27 protein-coding genes and 1 pseudogene are annotated in these 21,583 nt (G+C 62.4%); 8 read left to right on the top strand and 20 right to left on the bottom strand.

Annotated elements, in window-relative coordinates; genetic code table 11:
* The first annotated feature begins 58 nt into the window (after positions 1 to 58).
* The 4 genes from ACWZHB_RS33085 (at position 59) to ACWZHB_RS33070 (ending at position 2,305) form a co-directional block, all read left to right on the top strand.
* On the top strand, positions 59 to 634 hold the full coding sequence (locus ACWZHB_RS33085) for a hypothetical protein (RefSeq protein ID WP_427909392.1): 576 nt from the start codon (positions 59 to 61) through the stop codon (positions 632 to 634).
* Positions 635 to 782: 148 nt separating this feature from the next.
* The gene (locus ACWZHB_RS33080; protein ID WP_427909391.1) at positions 783 to 1,163 is read left to right on the top strand and encodes a hypothetical protein; all 381 of its coding nucleotides are present in this window, start codon (positions 783 to 785) and stop codon (positions 1,161 to 1,163) included.
* Between the two features lie 207 nt (positions 1,164 to 1,370).
* Positions 1,371 to 1,631: a hypothetical protein gene (locus ACWZHB_RS33075; RefSeq protein ID WP_427909390.1), complete on the top strand. Its 261-nt coding sequence runs from the start codon at positions 1,371 to 1,373 to the stop codon at positions 1,629 to 1,631.
* A gap of 476 nt (positions 1,632 to 2,107) precedes the next feature.
* Positions 2,108 to 2,305: a hypothetical protein gene (locus ACWZHB_RS33070; protein WP_427909389.1), complete on the top strand. Its 198-nt coding sequence runs from the start codon at positions 2,108 to 2,110 to the stop codon at positions 2,303 to 2,305.
* A gap of 327 nt (positions 2,306 to 2,632) precedes the next feature.
* Here ACWZHB_RS33070 and ACWZHB_RS33065 read toward each other — a convergent pair.
* From ACWZHB_RS33065 to ACWZHB_RS33015, 11 genes and pseudogenes are all read right to left on the bottom strand, one after another.
* Positions 2,633 to 2,938: pseudogene (locus ACWZHB_RS33065) on the bottom strand (WXG100-like domain-containing protein); the annotation flags it as partial.
* 87 nt (positions 2,939 to 3,025) lie between these two features.
* A complete protein-coding gene (locus ACWZHB_RS33060; protein ID WP_427905615.1) occupies positions 3,026 to 3,346 on the bottom strand; it encodes a type VII secretion target in 321 nt (106 codons plus the stop codon).
* Positions 3,343 to 3,846 carry a YbaB/EbfC family nucleoid-associated protein gene (locus ACWZHB_RS33055; RefSeq protein WP_427905614.1) on the bottom strand — a complete coding sequence of 168 codons (504 nt, stop codon included), beginning with the start codon at positions 3,844 to 3,846 and terminating at the stop codon, positions 3,343 to 3,345. Before ACWZHB_RS33055 ends, ACWZHB_RS33060 begins: the two co-directional genes overlap by 4 nt.
* A 153-nt stretch (positions 3,847 to 3,999) precedes the next feature.
* Entirely contained in the window at positions 4,000 to 4,260 is a 261-nt protein-coding gene (locus ACWZHB_RS33050; protein ID WP_427905613.1) for a hypothetical protein, read from the bottom strand.
* A gap of 371 nt (positions 4,261 to 4,631) precedes the next feature.
* Positions 4,632 to 5,120, bottom strand: coding sequence for a hypothetical protein (locus ACWZHB_RS33045; RefSeq protein WP_427905612.1), 489 nt, complete (start codon positions 5,118 to 5,120; stop codon positions 4,632 to 4,634).
* A gap of 20 nt (positions 5,121 to 5,140) precedes the next feature.
* Positions 5,141 to 5,902, bottom strand: coding sequence for a hypothetical protein (locus tag ACWZHB_RS33040; protein ID WP_427905611.1), 762 nt, complete (start codon positions 5,900 to 5,902; stop codon positions 5,141 to 5,143).
* Positions 5,899 to 6,219, bottom strand: coding sequence for a type VII secretion target (locus tag ACWZHB_RS33035; protein ID WP_427905610.1), 321 nt, complete (start codon positions 6,217 to 6,219; stop codon positions 5,899 to 5,901). The genes ACWZHB_RS33040 and ACWZHB_RS33035 overlap by 4 nt, the downstream gene beginning before the upstream one ends.
* 7 nt (positions 6,220 to 6,226) lie before the next feature.
* Positions 6,227 to 7,009 (bottom strand): ESX secretion-associated protein EspG, encoded by a 783-nt coding sequence (locus ACWZHB_RS33030; RefSeq protein WP_427905609.1) that lies wholly within the window; start codon positions 7,007 to 7,009, stop codon positions 6,227 to 6,229.
* Between the two features lie 10 nt (positions 7,010 to 7,019).
* Entirely contained in the window at positions 7,020 to 8,123 is a 1,104-nt protein-coding gene (locus tag ACWZHB_RS33025) for a hypothetical protein (RefSeq protein WP_427905608.1), read from the bottom strand.
* Between the two features lie 35 nt (positions 8,124 to 8,158).
* The gene (locus ACWZHB_RS33020) at positions 8,159 to 8,602 is read right to left on the bottom strand and encodes a hypothetical protein (protein WP_427905607.1); all 444 of its coding nucleotides are present in this window, start codon (positions 8,600 to 8,602) and stop codon (positions 8,159 to 8,161) included.
* A 39-nt stretch (positions 8,603 to 8,641) separates the two neighbouring features.
* Positions 8,642 to 9,178, bottom strand: coding sequence for a DUF3558 domain-containing protein (locus tag ACWZHB_RS33015; RefSeq protein ID WP_427905606.1), 537 nt, complete (start codon positions 9,176 to 9,178; stop codon positions 8,642 to 8,644).
* Between the two features lie 420 nt (positions 9,179 to 9,598).
* Here ACWZHB_RS33015 and ACWZHB_RS33010 point away from each other — a divergent pair, with 420 nt between their 5' ends.
* From ACWZHB_RS33010 to ACWZHB_RS33000, 3 genes are read left to right on the top strand one after another with little or no spacing between them, the layout of a single operon-like run.
* Positions 9,599 to 9,937, top strand: a complete 339-nt coding sequence (locus tag ACWZHB_RS33010) for a hypothetical protein (protein ID WP_427905605.1) — start codon at positions 9,599 to 9,601, stop codon at positions 9,935 to 9,937.
* 45 nt (positions 9,938 to 9,982) lie between these two features.
* Positions 9,983 to 10,321 carry a hypothetical protein gene (locus ACWZHB_RS33005; protein WP_427905604.1) on the top strand — a complete coding sequence of 113 codons (339 nt, stop codon included), beginning with the start codon at positions 9,983 to 9,985 and terminating at the stop codon, positions 10,319 to 10,321.
* Positions 10,322 to 10,324: 3 nt separating this feature from the next.
* Positions 10,325 to 12,238 (top strand): hypothetical protein, encoded by a 1,914-nt coding sequence (locus tag ACWZHB_RS33000; protein WP_427905603.1) that lies wholly within the window; start codon positions 10,325 to 10,327, stop codon positions 12,236 to 12,238.
* 44 nt (positions 12,239 to 12,282) lie between these two features.
* Here the strand turns inward: ACWZHB_RS33000 and ACWZHB_RS32995 are convergent, their stop codons facing one another.
* From ACWZHB_RS32995 to ACWZHB_RS32955, 9 genes are all read right to left on the bottom strand, one after another.
* The gene (locus ACWZHB_RS32995) at positions 12,283 to 13,989 is read right to left on the bottom strand and encodes a serine/threonine-protein kinase (protein ID WP_427905602.1); all 1,707 of its coding nucleotides are present in this window, start codon (positions 13,987 to 13,989) and stop codon (positions 12,283 to 12,285) included.
* A gap of 460 nt (positions 13,990 to 14,449) precedes the next feature.
* Entirely contained in the window at positions 14,450 to 14,866 is a 417-nt protein-coding gene (locus ACWZHB_RS32990; RefSeq protein WP_427905601.1) for an RpnC/YadD family protein, read from the bottom strand.
* Positions 14,829 to 15,182, bottom strand: coding sequence for an Rpn family recombination-promoting nuclease/putative transposase (locus ACWZHB_RS32985; protein WP_427905600.1), 354 nt, complete (start codon positions 15,180 to 15,182; stop codon positions 14,829 to 14,831). The genes ACWZHB_RS32990 and ACWZHB_RS32985 overlap by 38 nt, the downstream gene beginning before the upstream one ends.
* 64 nt (positions 15,183 to 15,246) lie before the next feature.
* Positions 15,247 to 16,431 carry a serine/threonine-protein kinase gene (locus ACWZHB_RS32980; protein ID WP_427905599.1) on the bottom strand — a complete coding sequence of 395 codons (1,185 nt, stop codon included), beginning with the start codon at positions 16,429 to 16,431 and terminating at the stop codon, positions 15,247 to 15,249.
* A 165-nt stretch (positions 16,432 to 16,596) separates the two neighbouring features.
* Complete coding sequence (locus ACWZHB_RS32975) at positions 16,597 to 17,037, bottom strand: hypothetical protein (protein ID WP_427905598.1); 441 nt, start codon at positions 17,035 to 17,037, stop codon at positions 16,597 to 16,599.
* A 41-nt stretch (positions 17,038 to 17,078) separates the two neighbouring features.
* Entirely contained in the window at positions 17,079 to 18,767 is a 1,689-nt protein-coding gene (locus tag ACWZHB_RS32970; RefSeq protein ID WP_427905597.1) for a hypothetical protein, read from the bottom strand.
* Positions 18,764 to 19,105 carry a hypothetical protein gene (locus tag ACWZHB_RS32965; RefSeq protein ID WP_427905596.1) on the bottom strand — a complete coding sequence of 114 codons (342 nt, stop codon included), beginning with the start codon at positions 19,103 to 19,105 and terminating at the stop codon, positions 18,764 to 18,766. Before ACWZHB_RS32965 ends, ACWZHB_RS32970 begins: the two co-directional genes overlap by 4 nt.
* A gap of 96 nt (positions 19,106 to 19,201) precedes the next feature.
* Positions 19,202 to 19,510, bottom strand: coding sequence for a DUF6802 family protein (locus ACWZHB_RS32960; protein ID WP_427905595.1), 309 nt, complete (start codon positions 19,508 to 19,510; stop codon positions 19,202 to 19,204).
* A gap of 93 nt (positions 19,511 to 19,603) precedes the next feature.
* On the bottom strand, positions 19,604 to 19,795 hold the full coding sequence (locus ACWZHB_RS32955) for a PspC domain-containing protein (RefSeq protein ID WP_427905594.1): 192 nt from the start codon (positions 19,793 to 19,795) through the stop codon (positions 19,604 to 19,606).
* 198 nt (positions 19,796 to 19,993) lie between these two features.
* On the opposite strand from ACWZHB_RS32955, the gene ACWZHB_RS32950 reads away from it, so the two are divergent.
* The gene (locus ACWZHB_RS32950) at positions 19,994 to 21,580 is read left to right on the top strand and encodes an ABC-F family ATP-binding cassette domain-containing protein (RefSeq protein ID WP_427909375.1); all 1,587 of its coding nucleotides are present in this window, start codon (positions 19,994 to 19,996) and stop codon (positions 21,578 to 21,580) included.
* Positions 21,581 to 21,583: the final 3 nt, after the last annotated feature.

Below are 21,583 nucleotides of genomic sequence, written 5' to 3'. Positions count from 1 at the left end.
AGTTGTTTCGTCGCCCGCCTCGCGTCGGTCCGCCATCGTTGACGGATTGGCCGTACGGATGGGTGCGAGGGTCTGCACCGACCGTGAATTGGTTGCCGTTACGGAGCTGGTCCTCGACCCGATTCTGGTGGGACGCCTGCTCAACGGGTTCGAGACGGAACGGAGCCATTACTCGACTGTCGGACGGGTTGGTGAACCGGGCCGGCGTATTGGCTCGGGCAATGTCGTTGCTGATCGCGCGGAGGTCATCCGGACTCAGTGGAGTATCCGGCGCGCTGCGCGGCAAGCCCATGTGGGCACGCAGATCGTTTGCCAGGTCGAATGCGTGTTGCTGCAAGTTCAGTTGCAGGTCAGCGGCATTCGGGTCAGTGGTCAGTTCGAGATCGACCAGGAACTGGTCCCCACTGAGGAGGTCTTGGACGTGATTGAACGCGGAATCGACTGCGTGCTGGGCGAATTCGATCTCCTGGCTCAGTTCCGCCGGGGTCATCAGATGCATGTTGGGGATGTAGGCACGGATGGTGGCTACCGAGACCCAACGGTTGCCGACCTGGAAGCGGCGAATTCGGTAGGAGGGGCGCGGTTGAGAAGGATTTTGGTTCGTACCGACGGTGGTTGTCCGGCCGTCGTGTGACGGTTGGTTACGCAGAGCTTCGCGTAGTGGACGGGCGTCAGGGCTGTAGCCGGGATCGGGGAGTTGGTTCGTCGTCGGCGTCGGCGTTGTAGTCGGCGTAGCGTTTTGCGGTGTTGCCTGGGTGGGGGTTGAACCCGGATGACTGCCGGTGTCAGAAGCCGTGTGTGTTTCGAAAGGCGTCGTCGCGGGAGTCGTGGTCTGGCTATTCGACGGCGCCGTCGGGGAAACAGTGGGCGCGACTGCCTGGGTTGTAGTCGCGACTGTCGGGGGTGGCGGCGAGGTCGTTCGGGGCGACGACGTGCCCTGGACGAATAGCGGTGGCGGCGGCGTGGTCGTGGGAGGCGGGGTGACAACTGTTGCAGGCGTAGAGGTTCCGGTTGGCGGGGCCAGAGTCGTTGTGGCGGCAGCAGTTGAGGTGTCCGTGGTGGTGGGGCGGCTGGCGTCGGGGCTGTTCGTGGGTATTGACGGAGGTGACGTGGTGGAGGGCGTCGGGTTGGTGGCAGCGGGAATCGACGTGGCTGGTTGCTGAGGCGTCGATTCCGGTGTTGCGGGCGGCGTCGGCGGTGGTGTTGCTGTCTGAGGGCTCGACGAGGTGGCGCCCGGCAGCGCCGTGTCGCTCGGCGGTGTTGCGGTCGGATTCTGTTGTTCAGTCCCAGTATTCGCAGGAGCGTTGTCTGTCGGAGTGCTCGACTGGAGTGGGGATTCTTGTGAGGGAAGATCCAGCGACGAGGTCGTGTTGACCGGCGAACTGGGTGAAGACGCAGGATCGCCGGAGGGCGGGTTGCTGGGGGTTTCGGTGGTCGGGCTGGTCGACACAGGGTTGCTGGTCGGTGTCGATGTGTCGGTGCCGTTGGCGGCAGATGCCGGGGGGTCGCCCTGGGTTGGTATTGCGGTGGATCCGGTGCCGTTCGGGATCTGCGGTGTGGTGTCGCCGGTCGATGGCGTTTCGGTGGGTGTGTTGGTGTTCGGGCTCGCCGGCGAAGAGTCACCGGGCTGAGACTCCGGGGATGCCGCCCCATTCGAGGTGGGCGATGGGGCAGAAGTGTCGCTACCGTTTGACGTACCTCCCACACCGTTGCCGTCGGTATTCGGCGCAGCGGAGTCGCCCGGTATCGGAGTTCCGTTCGCGCCGTTGCTGTTCGGTGTAGCGCTGGATGGCTCGCCCGTCGAAGGGGTTTCGGGTGCACTGTTCTGGGGCGAGGTCGCTGCCCCACTGTCCGCGCTGGGTTCACCAGTGGATGCGGGGGTAGTCGGCGAGCCGGTATCTGTCGCGGCGGGAGTAGTCGGGGCGGCGGCCGTTGGGCTGCCGGTCTCGGCCCCAGCTGGGGCGGTATGGGCGCCATCAGCAGGGCTGCCGTTGTCGGCCGGCGACTGATTCCCGCCCTCTGACGGTGCACCGGTTCCCGCAGGGGACGTCGCACCGGGAACGGTACTGCCCAACTCGGGAACTGTAGGAGCTGTGGAACCCGCACCATGAACACTGGAATCGATCGCGCTGTGCACACCACCCGCGCCCGCACTGGTGAAGGTATCGACACCGATATCGAGTTGGAATTCCCGATCCATGAACGCCGCACCGACACCAGCAGCAGCGACCTGAGCCGAGACATCAGCACCCAGTTCGGTGACCGCACCACCAACGACTTTGCTCGCAGCCTTGCCCACGGCTGAGGATGCGGCGTCACCGAGAGCGCCGGTCCCACCGCCCAACACACCACCGACCGCGCCACCGACAGCACCACCCAGGGTCGCCAACCCCAGATCGGCCAACCCGAACTTGTCGCCGGTGCGATCACCGTTGGAGACCTGGATCAACCGGGCCGCGAGATCGACACCGCCTTCTTCGGCCGCTTCGAACACCGCACCCCACAACGCCATCCGGCCCGCGGCTTTGGCCGCACCCCGGGTGAGCATGCGAGCGATGAGTTGACGGACCGCGATCCGGACCGCGATCTGGCCCGCGATCCGCGCGGCCGCGGAGGCGATCAATCCGACACCGGTCCACGCGGTCGCGAGGATCTCGACCGCGGTCACGATCATCGTGCCGATGATCACGAGCTTGGTGTGCTCGATATCGTTGGCACCATCTTCGAGCAGCTCCGCCTGCTTCTCACACCACTTCCGCACCGCGGTAAAGGTGGCCTGATCACCAGCGAGGAGTTTGTCACGCAACGTCTGGATCGAGGTATGGGTTTCACCCTCGGAGATCGCCGACAACACCACGTTCAACACTTTCGCGGCGTCGTCGTCGACGGTATTGAGAGTGGTGGCCATCGCGGTCCACCCGTCAGCGACACGGCGCATCGCGGTTTCGTCACCGTCGGGCCAATCACCGGCTCCGAGAATGTATTTCGCGACCCATTGGAGTTCGTCGGGGATCTCGATACCCATCTACAACGAACCCGCTACCTGACCGAGAGCACCGGCCTGGGTGGTGTCCTGGTTGTCGAAGGTCTCGGCGACAGTGACCATGTTCTGCCCCAACTGGGTCATGATCGTGGCCAACCCCGTCACCGCTTTCTGACCCGGGTCGACACCGGGGGTGTAGTTCTTGGCGAACGCGGCACCGATCTCGTCACCACCCCAACACTCACCCTCGGCCGCGATAACTGCGGCCAGCGCTTGAGCAGCGGTCGTGATCGTGGACGCGACCGCGACGAACCCGGGTTGGGTGTTGCGCAGCGCTTCGGGATCGACGTTGACTGAACTCATCGCAGATAGGTCCGGTTGCGGAAGTAGTCACCCTCGTCATCGTCGGTGTCATCAACAAGCCGCTCGGGTGCTTCCACGACCGGTTCGGGCAGTGGCGGCGGTGGCGGGGTCAACTGCGCGATCAGGTCTTTCATGCTCGGCGCACCCGGGACCAGGTCCGACAGGTCCGGCATCGACCCACTCAACGGGCCCAATGCCTGCTGCTGGGTCTGCGCGGTTCGCCGCGACAACTCCGAGATGGCCTCGGTCACCGAGCTACCCAACGATTCCGGGGTCGTCTTCTTGAACGCATCGGCCGAGATGTGGACCTCTGACACACCCGCGATCGTCCCGGACACCCGAACCAACCCGTCGGCCGACCACACGCTCACCAGTTCCGTGGCATGGGACTGGGCGTCGAGCAAGACGGCCTTCTCCGTGTTGAACGTGTCGAGCATCGAATCGATCTGCGCACGCAACGCATCGTTCTCAGCCCGGGTGGGCGCCGACCAGTCGTCCATGAAGCCTCGATCCGATAGAAATCACGTCCACAGGATTGGACGCACGAAGACAGACAGCGGTTGCATCGTGTGACGGGAATCTCACTCGCCACCGACAACACCCTGCTGGTTACATATGTGACACGGATCTTCCTCGTCGGACTATCGTCGAACTTACGTCGCACCGCGCATAGACTCCGCAGCTGCGCGAAAGTCCGGGTGGGCCGCCACGTAAGCGAACTTCTCATCGTCTATCGGACGAAATTCCACCGGCTCGGTTCCCTGCTTGAGCAGTAGCACCGCTATTACCAGTCCGACAGGAAATGAACCGGGGACAACCATTAACACCATCGGCAAAACCAACGAATCGCTGGCTTTCAACCCAGCCCATGCGGCTACGACCAATACCACCACCACAGCCAAATTGGCGGCCATAGCCTTCATGAGAACGGACGCAATACGACGGCACCACCTACCGTAACGTTCACACCGGTCACACACCGGCCACTTACCTACCAGCACAGTCGAGCACGGCCCCAAATGCTCCGACGTACCCCGAGCGAGACCTTGGCGCGGGGAACGCGGGTGACGTCGCGTTTCGAAAAAGTGTTCGCGGATCGGCTTACGCGATGTGGCTGGGCGACCATGTCGACTACAGACATCTGGGAGATCTTGAGCAATCTCCAACTCAAGTGGCTCAGCGGTCCGCGCACTCTTTGCCACGTAGAGCAACCTGGTCGACGGCCGTGAATTCTGGCACCGACGTAAACCAATCTTGACATCGCCGCTGTATTGCCGTTGATAACTCACCGAAGCCAGCCACCGTTGCGACGATCCTGAAAGTAGAGATCGTCGTCATCCGGTTCATCAGGCGTGACGATCCGATCACGATCGGGTTTACGAGTGCCAGGAATTACGCGATCGTGCAGCCCCGAACCTCGGGCGTTCGAATTCGGGGTCGGCGAAGGAGCTGGTGGCTCGCTCGGTGAAGTGTCCGCAACCTCCTCGGGAGCTTGGTTCCGGTAGCGCTCCAGCACCGCCTCTCCAGCTTTCGCCAATTGCAGCATTTCCTTGAGAGTCTTACTATTGAGTTCGGCGGCAACAGTCGGCATGACAGCGTCACCGAGTTTCGTTAACGCACCACTTTGCGCGAGATCACGCAACGAACCATTACCGCTACGAATCTCTAGCAGCTGCTTTTTCAATTCTGCATCGATCGGACTGTCAGCCAGGACCTTTAGCGCCTTCGACAAATGGCGCGACATCCCGGCATCACCATTGACGAGATCTAGCATCGGCTCATTGTGTTGCTTCACTACGATACTCCCGGATGATCGTACGAAGAACCCGGAAGAGCCGGAATCTGCGATGCCTCTACCGCCGCTTGTACGCCGGTACTCATCAACCCGACAAGGGCCTCCGAACTGTTGACCATGTGGCCGAGGTCGCCGATGATTTTCACCACCTTGGTTGCCATCATGGCAGCGATCGCCGCCGCCGCCAGTTCGAGCGTAATCCACACTCCGGCACCAACAGCTGTCGCTGCTGCGGCCTTTGCCGCCAACCACGTCACCAACCATTGGATAGCGAGATCACCAAGCCATTGCACCAGGTCAGCTATCCCGTTTGCCATGCCGTACGAGGCAAGCGCGTAGCTGGCGATCTCTTCGGCGACCTTACCCATGGCTTCGGCCTGACCCTCGAGAGCCGCTGTCAGGGACGAAAAATAGGATCTAGCACTCTCAGCCGCATTCCCCTGCCAGGTGTTCTCCACGTTGGCCATCGCAGCCTCGATAGCCGCCCTGTACTCGGTATTGTACTCCGATAGCTTTTTGATCGCATCGCCAGACTTCTGCAGTGCAACCCAATCACCGGAAAGATTGTTGGTAATCGTGCCGATGCAATTGAATCCTTCGCCCGACATAAAGGGCGCCGTGGCCATAGAGATCAGATTGTTGAGATGATAGGTCAGACTGGTTCCGTTACCGCTGATGATCAACTCAACGTAATCATGCACGGGATCCGAGCTTTCCGGGTCCACTAGTTTCTCAACCGGATATGCAGCAGTGGATGTCACTTACCCAGCCTTCCGTAGTACTCGTCCATGCTCTTGGCCGTGGCCAAATCAGTGGTGCGATACATCCTCGAGGCATTCGTCAGTTCCGTGGATGAATTGTCAGTGACTGCCCCCAGTCGCTCGTAGTTCGATTTCAGCTGATCGCACACTTCCTGAAGTTGATCAAGCACCGGCGTTAGTACGAGACCGCCACTTTTCTCAATTTCGAGCCACTCTTTCGAATACGATACGGCTCGGCTATTATCTTCGGCTATTTTCCATAGACTACGAGCTGTCTCATCAAGATCATCTGGGATAACACTGAAATCTTTCGCCATTTCCTACCTATCGGTACTGCGGCTGATCTTCGCGAAGTCGCCGCGCGGCGGTGTCGATCCAGGCGGTGAAGACGCCGGTGAGGTTCTGTGGGGCTACCGGACGAATGTCGAGGTGGGTGCTGTTGCGTTGTTCGATGTAGCGGCCGTCGCCTGTGATGTCGTACCACTGGATGAAGCGGTGTCGATCGGAGCGGGCGTGGTAGTTGCCGAGGCGCAGGATCGCGTGCCCACCGCCGTCGGCGGGGCGATCAGCCAGACGCCGGAAACGTCGGTGTTCGGCGATGCGTCGGTCGTCGGCGAAGTAGCCGTTCGCCGCGGCCGGTGGCGGTTTGATGTCATCGACGTGGAAGGTTTCAGGGCGTGCGGTACCTGGCGTGCACGGCGGGATGGCAGCGGTGATCGCGGCGGGCAAGCTCTCGGGGCGCAGGAGTTCGGCTCGGATATCGCCGAATTCGTCGTTCATAGCGGTTTGGAAGAGCAAGGCCGCGTAGTGGGCGGTGTAGGCGCCAACGATGCGGTACTGCTTGTGTGTGGTGCCGTCACCGCGGTAATGACGCACCGTGCTGCCGATGATCTCCACGCGCATCTCACACTGCGAAATGGTGTGCATCAACAGATTGATGCGCCCGCGTTCGTCGCTATCGCAGCTCGCGCGCACGGCGGCGTGATGCGCGTCGAGTCCCTCGCGCGTGGCGAATCTGCTGCGATAACGCAGCGGGTCGGGCATCAGATCGTTTGCGTCGGAGAACCAGTGTGTCGCGAAGGTGTCCGGGTCCCAGTTCCATGTCATAGCGTGCCCCTCATGCCCCGATGACCCCACCCGGAGGCAGCGCGGGCGGCTGAACGCCGAGGAGCTCCGACTCGCGGTCGTAGACCAAGTAGTCCGGCGTGGCGTGCTCATCGTCCTCGCTGCCCTGGCCGCCACGGGCACCACCAGCGCCCATGCCTCCCATGCCGGGCATACCGTTACGTCCGGCCGCTGCGTTGCCCGCCGATGCGGCTGCGACCGTGCCAGCTCGAACACCACCGGGTGTACCCGGCACCGCCTTGCCCGGTGACGCCGCGCCGCCTGCAGCCAACCCGGCGGCCGCGCCGCCGCCCCCGCCCCCGGATCCGCCGGGAGTGCCGCCGGTGGGTGTGCCCGAACCGGGCTGTCCTGTTGACGGAACGGCGGTTTGGGGGACGGTCGACTGTGGGGTCGTTTCTCCAGGCGAGGTCGACTGCGGCGTCGTCGACTGAGGGTCCTCGGCAGTCTCGTCCCCTGGGTTCGAGGACTGAGGATCTTCGGTGGCTGGATCCTCGGTAGTCGGTTTCTCTGTGGTGGGTGTAGCAGTCGTCGGGGTTGCGGAGTTCGCACCACCGTTGCCGCCGTTACCACCGCCACCGTTGTCTCCGCCGGATGACAGATCATCGGCCTTCACCGGATCTCTGGGTTGCGGAAGTACAGGTATTCCCCCAGCTGCGGCGGAGATCGGGTTCACATAATGCTCGTCGACAATTTTCTGCGCCTTTTCTTCCTCACGCTTGTCGGGATCGCCGTCGAACCAGTCGCCAGGATTCCAAGCACTCTGCGCGTCACCGTACTCAGGCATCAGCTCTTTGGTCTTGAGCACCGCGTCGACCGCATTGCTGACTCGAGTGCTCATCGCGTTCAAGGTCGGCGTCAGATTCTGCGCGTCGACGGCGTATTCGGAGATTGCCTGCCTGGCAGTGTTAGCCGCGTTCCCGCTCCACGCCGAGGTACTCGAACGATTGATCCGTGCGGCGAAGATCTCGATGTCTTGTTGCCACCCCGAGGCGATCTTCGCGTAGTCGGCTTTGGCCTCGATCGCCGGATCGGCCACCAGCTGATCGAAGGTGGTCTTCAAGGTGATGTGCGAGCGACCTACCGCACTATCGGTCATACCCCGAGTCACCGAGTCCTCGTATTCCAATCCGCTCATTTCCTCGCCTGAAATCCGTGCGGAGCCGACTCCATCAGCTCGGTGTACTTCGCCGCGAACTCTGTATCACTTTGTTGGTAGCGGTTAGCGACCTCGCGGTGCAGCTGCTGGATGCCGTCAATGATGTCCCAGTGCTTCTGCAGGATGGCGTACACGTCATTTCCACCTGCATCGCCTTTCGCTTTCGCACGAAAGCGACCGACAAGCAGCGAGGTGGACTTGATCCAGTCGCTCTGCTCGCCCAGCCCCCAGACCTCACGGTTCGAGATATCTTGCGCCACGCCCTGGTACATCTTGATCTGATCCTTCATCGCCTGGCAGTCGCGTTCGATGTACACGAACTCCTCGACATTGACGTAAAGATCGTCGCTGAACGAAACCGTCAACTGACCGTTCTTTGCCGCATCGATCAAACCCTGCATCGGCTTATCGCCACTCATCGCCGTACCCCCTGCACCTCTCGGCGACTCGGTGAAACATTACGCCCCAGCCGCGATCAACGGAACAATCTTCTGTGCCACTGACATACCGATGTCACACGCGTTCAGATGCTTGGTCTTCGGCGACGAACCATGCCCGTTTTCGACGGAAAACTCAAGGCTGCCGCGATGCATCTGCACATTCACGACGCACTGCTCTACGCCAGTTGGATCCGCGGCCTGGTGAGTCGTCAACACTGTTCTGCCGTCAACGACATCTTCCCGCCCGGGATAGTTCTTCTGCCGCAACATATCCAGCGTGAGGTTGGTAAGGCTCACAGTCGTCGTGTAGCCATCGGACACAACATATCGACAACCACGCCACTTGATCTTGCCCCGTGCGGTGTTGTCATCAACATTGCCCTTGCGCAGCCCAGGAGTGATCGACGTCAACACATCCTGCGGAATGTTGCACGGATCAATCCCCGTCGGCACATCCTCCGCGATGCCATCGGCCGCCGATGTGCTCGTCGGGTTGCCGACCACCGGATCACCTGATGACCCGCACCCAGCCAACACCAACGCACCGACCAGCACGACGACACTCGATAGCGCTCGCATACCCACCCCACTGCCCTGCCGGGCTCTCGATTGCCGCCCAGATTAGCATCGGCGCGCAACCCTCGCCGGGCCGTGGCCGACCGGGAACACCCCCTCACGCGAGGTCCACATCGAGCGCAGCAGAGGGGCGCGACGCTCGGCGGACAACGAGTTCCTAACGGTGACACAGCCCATCTGCCTGCTCTCACTCACCCGGAGGCTCGATGAGTACCTCCACTCGCCCGGGCCAATCCGGTAGTCTCCAGTCGACCGAGGCGGGGAGCCCGAAACTGCACCGATCACGGCACAACCTGATCTTGGCGACTTGCGATGGGGATTCGCCGAAAGTTGATGGAACCGAACACATCCCTGGTGCGTCCAAAGTTGTAGACGACACTGAACCGAAGGGGGGATGCGATGAACTGGCTCGCCAGAATCGACAGCATCACTAACGAACATATCGATGCTGCCCGACAGACCCAAGACCGCGTCGAACAGGTCCAGCGCGAAGCTGATCGAGCGATACAGCAGATCGGGGAGCGTGTCGCCGCGATGGGGTTCGGCCCCGAGACGCCCGGGGAACGGACCGCTCGCGAGGCACGCGAGGAACAGGATCGACTCATGCGCGAATACCGGTTGCGACAGGAAGCGGCCGCGGCCGAACGTCCACGGGAAGGCTACGTGCAGCCGACCGACTGGACGGAACTGGACGAAGCTCGTTCGCAGGGATACGGGCGCGACTCATGGCTGGTGTAAATAGACATAAAGGCGTTGCCTATACTTTTTTAAGGGGAATGGTCGATGAGTGACTTTCTGAGCGTGGATTCGGATACCGTGCGAGCGCAGGGGGGGAAGCTTCAGGCCACTGCGCAGGAACTGACTGCCGTCGCCGGGTTATGGGGAAACATGTTCGCAGCGGGCGATTTGGGAGAAGAATACGCGGCAGAAGCACAGGAAATTGTTACTGGCTTCGAGAAAACGGTAGCCGCTGTCAAGAACTGGTCGCAGGCTTGCACAGCGTTCGGTGATGCGCTCACGAACAGCGCCAACAGCTTGCAGTACACCGATACCCAGTTTTCCGACGCGATCGGCAAAGTATCTGTCGATAACACCGGCAACCTCATCACGGGGGGGAAATAGGCGATGGGGGACAACTCTAAGATTGGACTCGGTAACGGTAACCCCGGATCGTGGGTTACCGTCAATGGCACCGGCGAAGACCGATCGGCGGTATGGGCAGGATACGGAAAACATAGCGCTGGTGACGTCCGGGTAAATGAGTCACTGTCCAGCGATTCCGGCGCCTACAACCCCGAATACGATGCGTACAAAATCCTGAGCGGCGGCTACGCCGGGTTCAGTGCCGCCAGGTTGCGCTGGTTCTATCTCGTAGCAGCACGATACGCCTTCTCCGGCCAAGGCGGAGAAACAAACGCGACCGGAATCTCAATCGAAGCAGAACGCGCGATCGACAAACCCTATTACCAGCAAGAGTATATGCAGCTAAACAACTTGGTTGGTGCCGCTCAGCGAATATCTGCCGCAATGCCGAAAATTGAGACCGCGCAGACCGATCAAGAGCAGGTAGTCCGCGTTCTCGAGGATTCCTGGCAAGGCACCAGCGGGGCAGCAGCAAAGGACAGGTTGAGCAAACTCAACACATGGTCCGACGAGGCAGCTAGCGAGATCGGGCAACTACCCGGGGTTATCAACGCCGCCGTTGATGGGATCAAGAGTTGCATTCAGAGGAAGGCCAACGCCTTTGCGGAACTATCCGGCGTTACCAAGATAAACGGCGTCGAAATGACAAACGGCGACAGTGGCGGGAACGGCATCAACCTCCGCGATGACGACGATGCAGCGGCAGGCAATGATGACGTTTCGATGATCATCAACTACGCAGCACGACGCGGTGTTGGCGATACCGTTCGAGCCCGGATACAAGTATTGGCCGACAATGGAGTATTCGGCCCAGACCGCGGCGGACTGCAGCACTTCGCTCCCGGTAAGGCGCCACACTATAGCGACGGCAACGACGTAGGCTGGGAAATTTTCGACTACCAAGCCACGCAACTATGCGATCAATGGCGCAAGCAATTTCGCGAGAGCGCGGAGGGATATTTCAGAGCGTACACAAATCTTTGCACCGAGACCGATGTCGCCGTAAAGGCATATTTGAAAGTCGTCACAGATGCGCTGAATAACGTTGAGCGTCTTTCCGCACCCCCCACGCCTGAATCCACTGGTCAGCCAGGGACAAAGACGCCGGAAACATCACCATCGACCGGCACCCCGTCAACTGGTACCCCTACGACCGCTTCTCCGACCGAGGATACGACCGCGAATCCAGCAACAACCCCCGCAGCAACAACTCCGACCACCACGACGCCAACCACCGACGACGGTTCGTCCACAGATCTGAGCAGTCTGTTGACCACAGTCTCGAGTGGACTATCGACCTTGAGCTCAGTTGTCAGCGAATTGTCGAGCCTCACGTCAGGATCAACCGGCTCAGCCGAGTCCATCGCCGAATCGCTCGGCACCGGCCTCAGTTCACTGGGAACGTCGATCACAAATGGCATCGAACAATTGAGCAGCTTGTTCAATGGAACCGGCTCCACCGAATTCAACATCGCCGGAACAACTCTCAGCTTGGCAACCGGTGAGGATGGGCAACTCAAGCTCACCACGACTGACTCGACGGGCACAGCCCACGAATACGGCCTCACCTTGAACGAAAGCGGTATCCCGGTAGTAACCGACAACACCGCAACCGACTCCCCCACCGCCGGTGAGCCATCAGCGGATTCAGGTCAAGCCCCTACGGGGCTCGAAGACGCCGGCGCAGCATCGAGCGCGACACCGAACACCGCCGGTTCGCTCAGCGCCAAAGATCAAGAATCCGAACACAACCCGAACAGTTACACCGGCGTCCCATCCTGGTCTGCAGAGAACGAAACCGATACCGAGCATCGGTCATCAATCCCCGTCGGCAGCGAGCAACAACCGAATCCTGGCGGCTCGGGGGCACAACTCGCTGAAGCAGGTCCGCTGTAAGTTGTTGCTTCGCAGTTACATGGTCAGCGACGCCAACAGCGAGTTCAGCTGAGGGGAAGCGCGTTCCACCACGCCATGAGGGCGCCCTCGACGACCGAATCGCCGACTTCGGGTCGGTCGCCGAGGTACCCGTACAGCACGTATCTCGAACGATTCAGATCGGATTCGAAGCTGGTGATGGTGGCGTAGTGGTTCCATATCTGGGTTACCGCAGTTTTGCGGTGGTAGACCGTGTAGGTCTGCCCGCCGTTTACTTCGCTGGCTTTCGCGTTCCCGGCGAACGTCGTCTCCAGGGCGGCAGCTGCTGCCTCTGGCGTTTCATAGGCGATGATGAAGTAGCCGGGGGTGCCAGTACTGCGGTTTGCGTCGCGGCTACAGTCCCAGGCAGTGGCCCAGTCCGTGTGCGTCAGCGACAGTGAGTTCAAGCCGACTGTGAGTGTGTCACCTTGCTTCCGCCAATAGCAGCGCTGCTTGTCGTGCGCCGCGATACCGTCAGCAAATGCCTCGTCGTTCGGGGGCGCCAGGAGGGGAAAGGCCTGGTGCACTGCGACCCGGTCAGTGGGCGATGCGGGCGATGCCGTGGAGGTAGCCGAGGAGGTCTGCGGTGACGACGAGCTTGCCTGGGTCGCGGCACTGCTGCGGTTGTCCCTGGTGACAGCGAAGAGAGTGCCGACAGCGACAAGTGCGATTACGGCCGCGACAGCGAGCCCGACAACCAAGGCTGCGGATCGTGTGGGCTGTCTCGGCGAAGTGAAGTCGGTCATCGGGCTCGGCGTGCCACCGCCTGGTGATTGCCAATGACGAAACTCCGCTGGAAAGGCTGAATTATTAGACAGCGCAGCATGATTCCACTGTGGTGGTGCGCTCTCATGTGTTGGACGGACTTCGGCAACGCGGGTAACCTCCGCTGCCGGCGAGGGTTCGATCAATGCCCGGCGAACAGCGGTGGCGAACTCCGTACAGGAGGCGAACCGGCCGTCAGGATGCTTAGCCATGCCCTTCGCCAGCGTTGTGTCCATTGCCACGGAGACTCCGGGGCGAGCGGCGGACAGCGATGGGGGTGGAAGTTGCAGGTGGCCGCGGATAACCTCCCCCGGGTGGGCCATATCGAACGGGCCTGCGCCGGTAAGTAGCCAGTACAACGAACATGCCAGCGAATATTGGTCAGTGCGGCCGTCGATGGTGGCACCGGTCAGTTGTTCGGGCGACGCGAAAGCCAAAGTCGCGTTGAAGGTTCCGGTCTGGGTCAAGCGGCTGGATTCCTGGTGCAATCGTGCGATGCCGAAATCTGCGAGAAATATTCGACCCTGCTGCCCTGGCTCGGAATGTTCCAGCAGGATGTTGGCTGGTTTGACATCCCGGTGGATGATGCCCTTGCGGTGGGCGTAATCCAAGGCAGCGGCCACTCCTTCGATGATCTGAATTGCTCGCTCCGCAGGAAGATCTCGCGGGGAGACAGTTCGAGCGTCGTCACCGTCGATGTGTTGCATCGAGATCCACAGCTGGTCGCCCTCGGCACCGCGGTCGTAGACCGTGACGATGTTCGGATGATCCAGCTGGGCCACGAGATCAGCTTCTCGCTCGAACCGAGTACGAACTTCCCTGTCGGAGAACAGGTCCCGATTCAGCAGTTTCAGCGCCGTTCGGCGAGGTAGTCGAGGATGATGGGCGAGGTACACGGCCCCCATGCCACCCTGGCCGAGCAGTCGCTCGATGGCGAACCCGGCGAACACCTCCCCGATTTGCAACACTATGTCCCCCAATAATCACCGGTCGAGGGGCCCACATTACCGGTGTCTCTCACCGACTTCGCGGTGTGTCTGCGGCTGGACCTGGATCAGGTGAAGGCGCACTTCGAGCCCCGGTATTCGCCTGAAGTGGTGCGTGTTCGCGGCTGCTACCCCAACCGATGCTCATCGCGGTCGCGGCGACGAGCACGTCGTTGGCACCGATCTCCTCGCCTCGATTGGTCCGGTCAGCGCACGCCCGCGTGAATGTGAACGCCCGCGGCTTGTACGTAACCACCGAGTCCAGGACCAGGTGTCGCCCCCGCCGAGTTGAGCAGGCTCAGTGCCTCAGCCATGGATCGGCCGCGTCGGCCACCCTCATTCGGCAACTGACCGGGTTGGACGTGGTCGGGGCGGTTCGGGGCTCATAGCCGCGACACACGCAGGTGGGTTGACCGCGCCGACGAAGACCAGAACGCGAAGGTCAGGCGATGCGCATGTCGTTGAGGGAGGTGGCCGTGGCGAATCTGGTCGTCCACCGATACAACTGCTCCTGATCAGCGCGGTCTACCGCGTCGGAGATCTTGGCCGGCAGGTCACCGAACTTGATGGTCAACTGTTCGGTCAGCATCTCGCGCAACGTGGCAATCCGCCCTTCAGCGCGGCCTTCGGTACGCCCTTCAGTTCGGAGTCGGTCGGCGGTTGTCACGAAGGCCTCCTTTGCTTCGGGTCCAATGCGGTCGACGATTGGTTGTAGGCGCTCGTCAGGGATATCGCCCACACTCACAATGTACGTCAGGATGGTGGTCAAGTCATCGGCATCCAACGCCTTCAGGGTTGGTAGCAGGCGTTCGAGATCGTTGTCAAGGTGCTGGTTGTCCGGGGCCTTCTTCAGCAGCACCTGCAGGGCAAGCGTCTGTGTTGGGGCGGGCGTAGATCTCATCGACAGTCACGGCCGTGAGGTCGTCGAGCAGGAAGCGCAGGTGTGGGACGAAGGCGTCTCGGCCATCGAAACGGGCGCTGAAAAGCAGATCGCTGTAGGTGCCGCGCAAGTGGCGGGAGACGAAGCTGATCGATTCGAGGGAAAGGCTGGACCAATCGACGCGGGCGGCAAGAGCGGATGCGACGACCGGGCGTGCTCGAGCCGCTGCGTTGCTCGGCCGGCCGATGAAATGCCGGAAGAGCGCGTCGTGTGGTTTCGCCGCTGAATCCCCCATAGCGACAGGCTATCTCCCGAGCTATCGGGTGGCGAATGTTGTCCAGCAGAGGCTTTGCGTCTAGCTACCAGTTAGTGATGTCGGTGGTGACCAGGATGAAGAGCACCGCCAGGATCGATACATAGACCCAGGTCAGGACTTTCCGCGGTGAGTGGCTGAAGCCGTCACCGAGGATCCGTTGTAGTGGTTCGCGCTGCGGGAGGGTCGAGACGGGGGACTCGGCGTCACGCTGCACAGTCATGTCGATCCATTCCGGCCTGCCTTTGACAGCCGGTGGGCGTACCGGGCCAGAGTCGACTGCCGAGCGGCGCGGCTTTGGCACTACTGGCCGCGGCATCGGTTCCGATTGGGGCACAACAGGGCTGGATGTAATCGGCGGACTGTGCGCACCCACGGACACCGGATCCGTCGGTGTAACAGACGGCACCGATATCAGCTGGAACGCGCGCTGCACCGCGTCCGCGAACTCCCCGCAGGACGCGTACCGATCGCCGGGTCGCTTGGCCATTGCCCGGGCAAGCACCGCGTCGAGTTCCCACGGCAGGTCCGGGCGCACTCGGGTCAGCGATGGCGGAGGGGCCGACATATGAGCTTGGATCACCATCACCGGATTGTTCGCGTCGAACGGCTGCAAACCGGTGAGCATCGCGAAAAAGGCACAGGCCAGGGAGTATTGATCGCATCGGGGATCGAGGGGCGATGCCGCCAGCTGCTCAGGTGACGCAAATGCCAGCGTGGCGGTGAATGATCCGGTGCGGGTGAGCGGACTCTGGTCTACCCGCAGTCGAGCGATGCCGAAGTCGGCGAGCATCACCCGCTCCGGCAACCCGTGAACCGATTCGCCGAGCAGGATGTTGCCCGGCTTGATGTCGCGGTGCAACACACCGTGCGTGTGCGCGAAGTCGAGGGCTGTGGCGACCTCGGCCACTACTCGCACCGCCCGTGAAGGCTCGAACACCCCGACCGCCGCCGCATCGGTCCCCTTCACATACTGCATCGCGATCCAGGGCCGATTCCCCTCCACCCCGCTGTCATACACTGCGACGATGTTCGGGTGGTCGAGCCTGGCGGCGAGATCAGCCTCCCGCTGGAATCGCGCTTGCACCTCCTCGTCACCGAACATGTTCTCGTCCAGCAGTTTCAACGCGACGGACCGCGGCAGCCGAGGATTGCGCGCCAGGTAGACCGTCCCCATTCCACCCCGCCCGAGCACGCGTTCAACCGCATACCCGGCAATGAACTCGACCATAGCTACCCCTACCCGCATGTCGGCGGCGCCATCGTATCCAACAACGGCCCCCACCGCCGGGTACGGAACTGCCGCCTGAACCGAATCCCCCACACCACCTCATCAGCTCACCTGACTGATCCGGATCTGCTGGTCAATGTGGTGGCTTCGACGCAGATTGTGGGATCAATCCAGCCACGTCGACCGGCGGTAGTACTCGGACTCCTGGTCGAAGTCACCGTCCGACGGTACGACTGTCGACTGGGCCTGTCGGGCGGCCTTCGCGCGGGCGACCGCGGCACGAATCTCGGCTTGCCGCAGTTGTTCTGGAGACCAGTTGGGGTCGGGCTGCACTGCTTCCGGCGGCGGAACCTGCCGACCCGCTTCGGGCTGACTCCATTCCTCGCGAGTCGAGGGCGGCGCGGTCGGTTCCTGTTCGGGTTCCGCTTCGCTTTCGTCCTCAACTTCTTGGTCAACCAGTTCTCGAAGCCGATTGCCCGCTTCGATCGCGAACTCCTCGGCACGGATTGTGGTCTGGCGGTTGATCTCGTCGATCTCGTCCATCAGCAACGCTGATCGGCGACGCGCTTCGAAGGCGATCTGCTCAATCTCTGCTGCGTAGTCCATGGGCGGTCATTCACCAGCCATCGATCGTGAAATACCCAGCGTCACAGTGGGCCCGCCTCGGACAGGACCGCGCCCGAGTCGGCCGGGTTGCTCGGCTGATGGTCGTCTACGGTCGGGGTGTGCTCGCCGTCGGTTTCCTGCTGGGTTGAGCGTGGTCCGATCGGTACCCCGCCTGCACCGGACGACGGATCGCCGTCGCCGGTCCCGTCGGTGACCGGCGCGTCGGCCTGATCTGGTGTTTCACCGACGGCCGGAGTGGCTCCCTCAGCGCCCTGCCCGGCTTCGGCAAGGTCCGCCTCGCCTTGTCCGGTGCCGGGTTCTGGTGTGTCCGAACCCGACACACCGTTGGATCCATCAGTCGCGGCGGTGTCGGCAGAGCTCGACTCCTGCTCGATGACCGGCAATCCGTTCTCGTCCAACGTCAATCGGTACTGCTGGGTATCACCGTTGGCATCGGTGGTCGTCAACGCCAACCCGTTCTCCCCTGCCTCGATACTCACCTTGGTGTCGCCGAGCTGGAACGAAGCCTCGTGCTCGCCCGACAACAGGCTGCTGGCTTGTTCGGTCATCTGCTCGATGCCGTCGCTGATCGAGGTACCCACCGATTCGGCAGTCGAAGTAAGGGTGTCGCCGAGGTCGCCGGTCAACGCGCTCGACAATGTAGTGCCCAACTCACTGATCGCCGAGGTGAGGGTGCTCAGCGCACTGCTGGTTTCGGTGTCATCGTCGTCGGTGTCATCGTCGTCGGTGTCAGTACTGGGCGTTGCCGTCTTCGCGGGTGATCCCGTCGCAGCGGAAGCGTCCCCGGTCTGGGTGCCTGCGGCCTCGGTGCTGCCGCCGCTACCCGACTGATCACCGTTGGCTGTCGATCCGTCACCCTTCGCCTTGCTCGAGTCTCCGTTGTCGACTGGCGCCGACGCACCACCCGCAACCGACGGATAGCTTCGCTCCTCGACCCCGGCGGCTGCTGCCTCGATGGTGGCGTACTGGCCTTGAACCGCGGTCTGCGTAGTCGTGCACTGAGCGTTGAACACGCTCAGTTTGTCGGTGAAGTCCTTCTGGAAGACGGTCTTCAGCCAGTCGTCACAGATTTCCCTGACGGCTTGTTTCCACTGGTCAGAGCCGCGTTCATGATCTTTGGCGACATTCTCGATGTCCTTCACCTCGACCAGCCGGTTGAACAGGGTCAGATTGATGTCTCCCGACTTGCTGCTGCGAATGATCTGCTCGATATCCACAACGGTCATCTCGCCGACGGTGATCAGCGTGCGCTGACTGCCCACTTGGAGGCGATATCCAGTTGCGAATGCCTTGACGGTATTCGCTTTGGCCTCGACGATCCCCTGCAAAGCGGGCACCGCGTTGACCATCGCGGTGGCAAGCGCCTGCACCTTTTCCCGGTCTTGTACAGCCATGCCGACGATCTCGCGCAGCCGCCCGATTCCGGCGTCGGCCGCCGCCCCTTGCCACGACGACCCGAGGGCGTCGGCTGCCGCGGACTGCGCGGCTCGTTGGGTGTCGGCGACTCCGAGCATCTTCTGCAGTTCCGTGGCTGCCGTCCCGAGCTTCGCCAGGTTCATCCCCCGTTCCTGGTCGTACTTCGCCTGGATCTGCTCGATCGAAACGCTGACACCGATACCGAAAGCTTGTTGATAGAGCGGCAACAGTTGTTCGAAATAGAGGAGCCCCTGCGCACCCTCGTCGAGGACGTCATTCACGGACTTGGTCACTTCGCCACGACCTGGTTCAAGGCGCGCGCGTTCTGCGCGTCCACGGCAGTGAATTCGACCGTGGCTTTGCCGACTGCCTCCGCGGTGGCTTCGACCGCGGTGGTCCAGACCTTCAACCAGGTGACAGTTCGATCGAGTCCCTCGGCGATCCGTTTGCCCTGATCGAGGTAGGCACGACCGGCTTCGTAGTCGGCCCCGTTCATACCGTCGCCCCAACTGTTGGCGTCGACCACCTTCGCAGTACCGCGTACCTCGGACACCGTGGTCTTCAAGCTGTTGACCGATTGGGTCATCGCGGCCTGATTCACCACGATCCCGCCGGAAACAGTTGTGCCCATCCCCCACCTCCAGTACTCGAGGCACGCCACAACGGCGTCCCTACCTAGTTGGACGCACGAAACCACCCGCCGGTTCCCTCGCCGGCGGGGGAGAATCTACTTCTCCAGGTTCCCCTGGTCGGTCTTGCGCCACTCCGACGTCCCATCGGGATGGCGGTGGTACTCCCAGGCGGCGTAGTCGCCGTCTTCCTCGACAACCGTGACATGGTCGGCCAGACCATCATGGTCATAGTCGGACCAGATGCTGGTCGAGTCGGTGTCGCCGGTGGAGAGGGAGTCGGCGACGCCGTCGTGGTCGAGATCGAGGGATGGGTTGTTCAGCTCTACGGCGCCCAGGCCGCCCAAAGATGAATGGGCGTCGATGTCGGGGAGGCCGAAGCCGGGGAACTCGCCCGAGGTGACCATGACTGCTCCTCCAACGTAAGAACTCGCGGATGACGACGTGGCGGGGTTGGCCACTATCTTGTCATCCGCGAGCGGGAGGCGAAGGGTTCGGGGCTACTTCTTGGGGATGAGGATCCACATCGCCAGGTAGATCAGGAACTGCGGGCCGGGGAGCAAGCAGGAGACGACGAAGACCAGGCGGACGACGTTGGGGTTCCAGCCGTAGCGTTCGGCGAGGCCACCGCAGACGCCTGCGATCCAAGAGTTGCTGGTCGAACGGGTGAGGCGGCGGGCGGGGGCGGTCATGGTGTTGCCTTCCTGTGGAGCGGTGATATCTCCACTGTGCCGTCGCAACGCCCTCACCCGCATCGGTCCACAGACCTATCCGCACCCTGATTTCCCGAGGCCCCGACCTCAGGGTCGGACCCCTAGACGGGCACAATTGTCGAGGTGAGCACGACATTGCACGCCAGCGGCCTGTCCGCGGGGCACGCCGAACGGACCCTGTTCGCCGACCTCGATTTCACTCTCGCCCCCGGCGATGTGATCGGGCTGGTCGGGGTGAACGGCGCGGGCAAGTCGACGTTGCTGCGGATGCTGGCCGAGCGTGCGCCGGGCGAGGGCACCATCGCGTTGAGCCCGCCGGATGCGACCGTCGGGTATCTGACGCAGGAACCGGAGCGCATCGAGGGTGAGACGGTGCTCGAATTCCTCGCGCGCCGAACGGGAGTGGCGCACGCACAGCAGGTGATGGACGCGGCCGCCGAACGACTCGGCGACGGTGGCGACGACGATTACTCACCCGCGCTGGAACATTGGCTGGCGCTCGGCGGCGCGGATCTCGATCAACGCGCTGAGGAGGTCGCCGCGGATCTGGGGCTCACCGACGGCTTGGCCGGCGGCCTCGACACCCCGATGACGGGCCTGTCCGGCGGCCAGGCGGCGCGCGCGGGGCTGGCCTCGGTGCTGTTGTCGCGCTTCGACATCCTGCTGCTCGACGAGCCGACCAACGACCTCGACATGGACGGCCTCGACCGGCTGGAGAAATTCGTCACCGGCGTGCGCGTGCCGCTCATGGTGATCAGCCACGATCGAGAGTTCCTGGCGCGCACCGTGAACAGCGTCCTCGAACTCGATCTGGCGCAGCAGCAAACAGGCTTCTACGACGGCGGCTACGACGCCTACCTCGCCGAACGCGAGATCGCCCGCAAGCACGCCCGTGAGGCCTACGACGAATTCGCCGACACCAAAGCGGGTTTGGAGTCACGGGCGCAGATGCAGCGCAACTGGCTCGAGCACGGCGTGCGCAACGCCCGCCGCAAGGGCAAGAACGACTCCGACAAGATGGGCCGCAAGACCCGCGCGGAATCCACCGAGAAGCAGGCGGCCAAGGCCCGCCAGACCCAGCGCCGGATCGAACGCCTCGACGTGGTCGACGAGCCGCGCAAGGAGTGGGAGCTGCGGATGGAGATCGCGACAGCCCCGCGCAGCGGCGCGGTGGTGGCGACCGCCAACAACGCCTCGCTCACGCGCGGTGAATTCACCCTCGGCCCGATCACAACCCAGATCGACTGGGCCGACCGGATCGTGCTCACCGGCGCCAACGGCTCGGGCAAGTCGACCCTGCTCGGTCTGCTGCTCGGCAAGATCGCGCCCGATTCCGGTTCCGCCGCACTGGGTTCCGGTGTCGAGATCGGCGAGGTCGACCAGGCCCGCGGACTGTTCCGCGGCGACGACGCGCTGGCCGACACCTTCGCCGCGGCGATGCCGGACTGGCCCGACGCCGAAGTTCGCACGCTACTGGCCAAGTTCGGCCTTCGCGGGCCGCACGTGACCCGCGCCTGCGACACCCTGTCCCCCGGCGAACGCACCCGTGCTGCGCTGGCGCTGCTCCAGGCACGCGGGGTGAACCTGCTCGTCCTCGACGAACCGACCAACCACCTCGACCTGCCCGCCATCGAACAGCTCGAGCAGGCGGTCGAATCCTTCACCGGCACTTTGATTCTGGTGACGCACGATCGCCGGATGCTGGATTCTGTTCGTGCGACCCGTCGTTGGCATATGTCCGGTGGGCTACTCACCGAGGAATAGGCG

It is taken from the genome of Nocardia sp. FBN12 (genome assembly GCF_054031145.1).
This window is presented reverse-complemented; position numbering and strand designations above follow the sequence as displayed.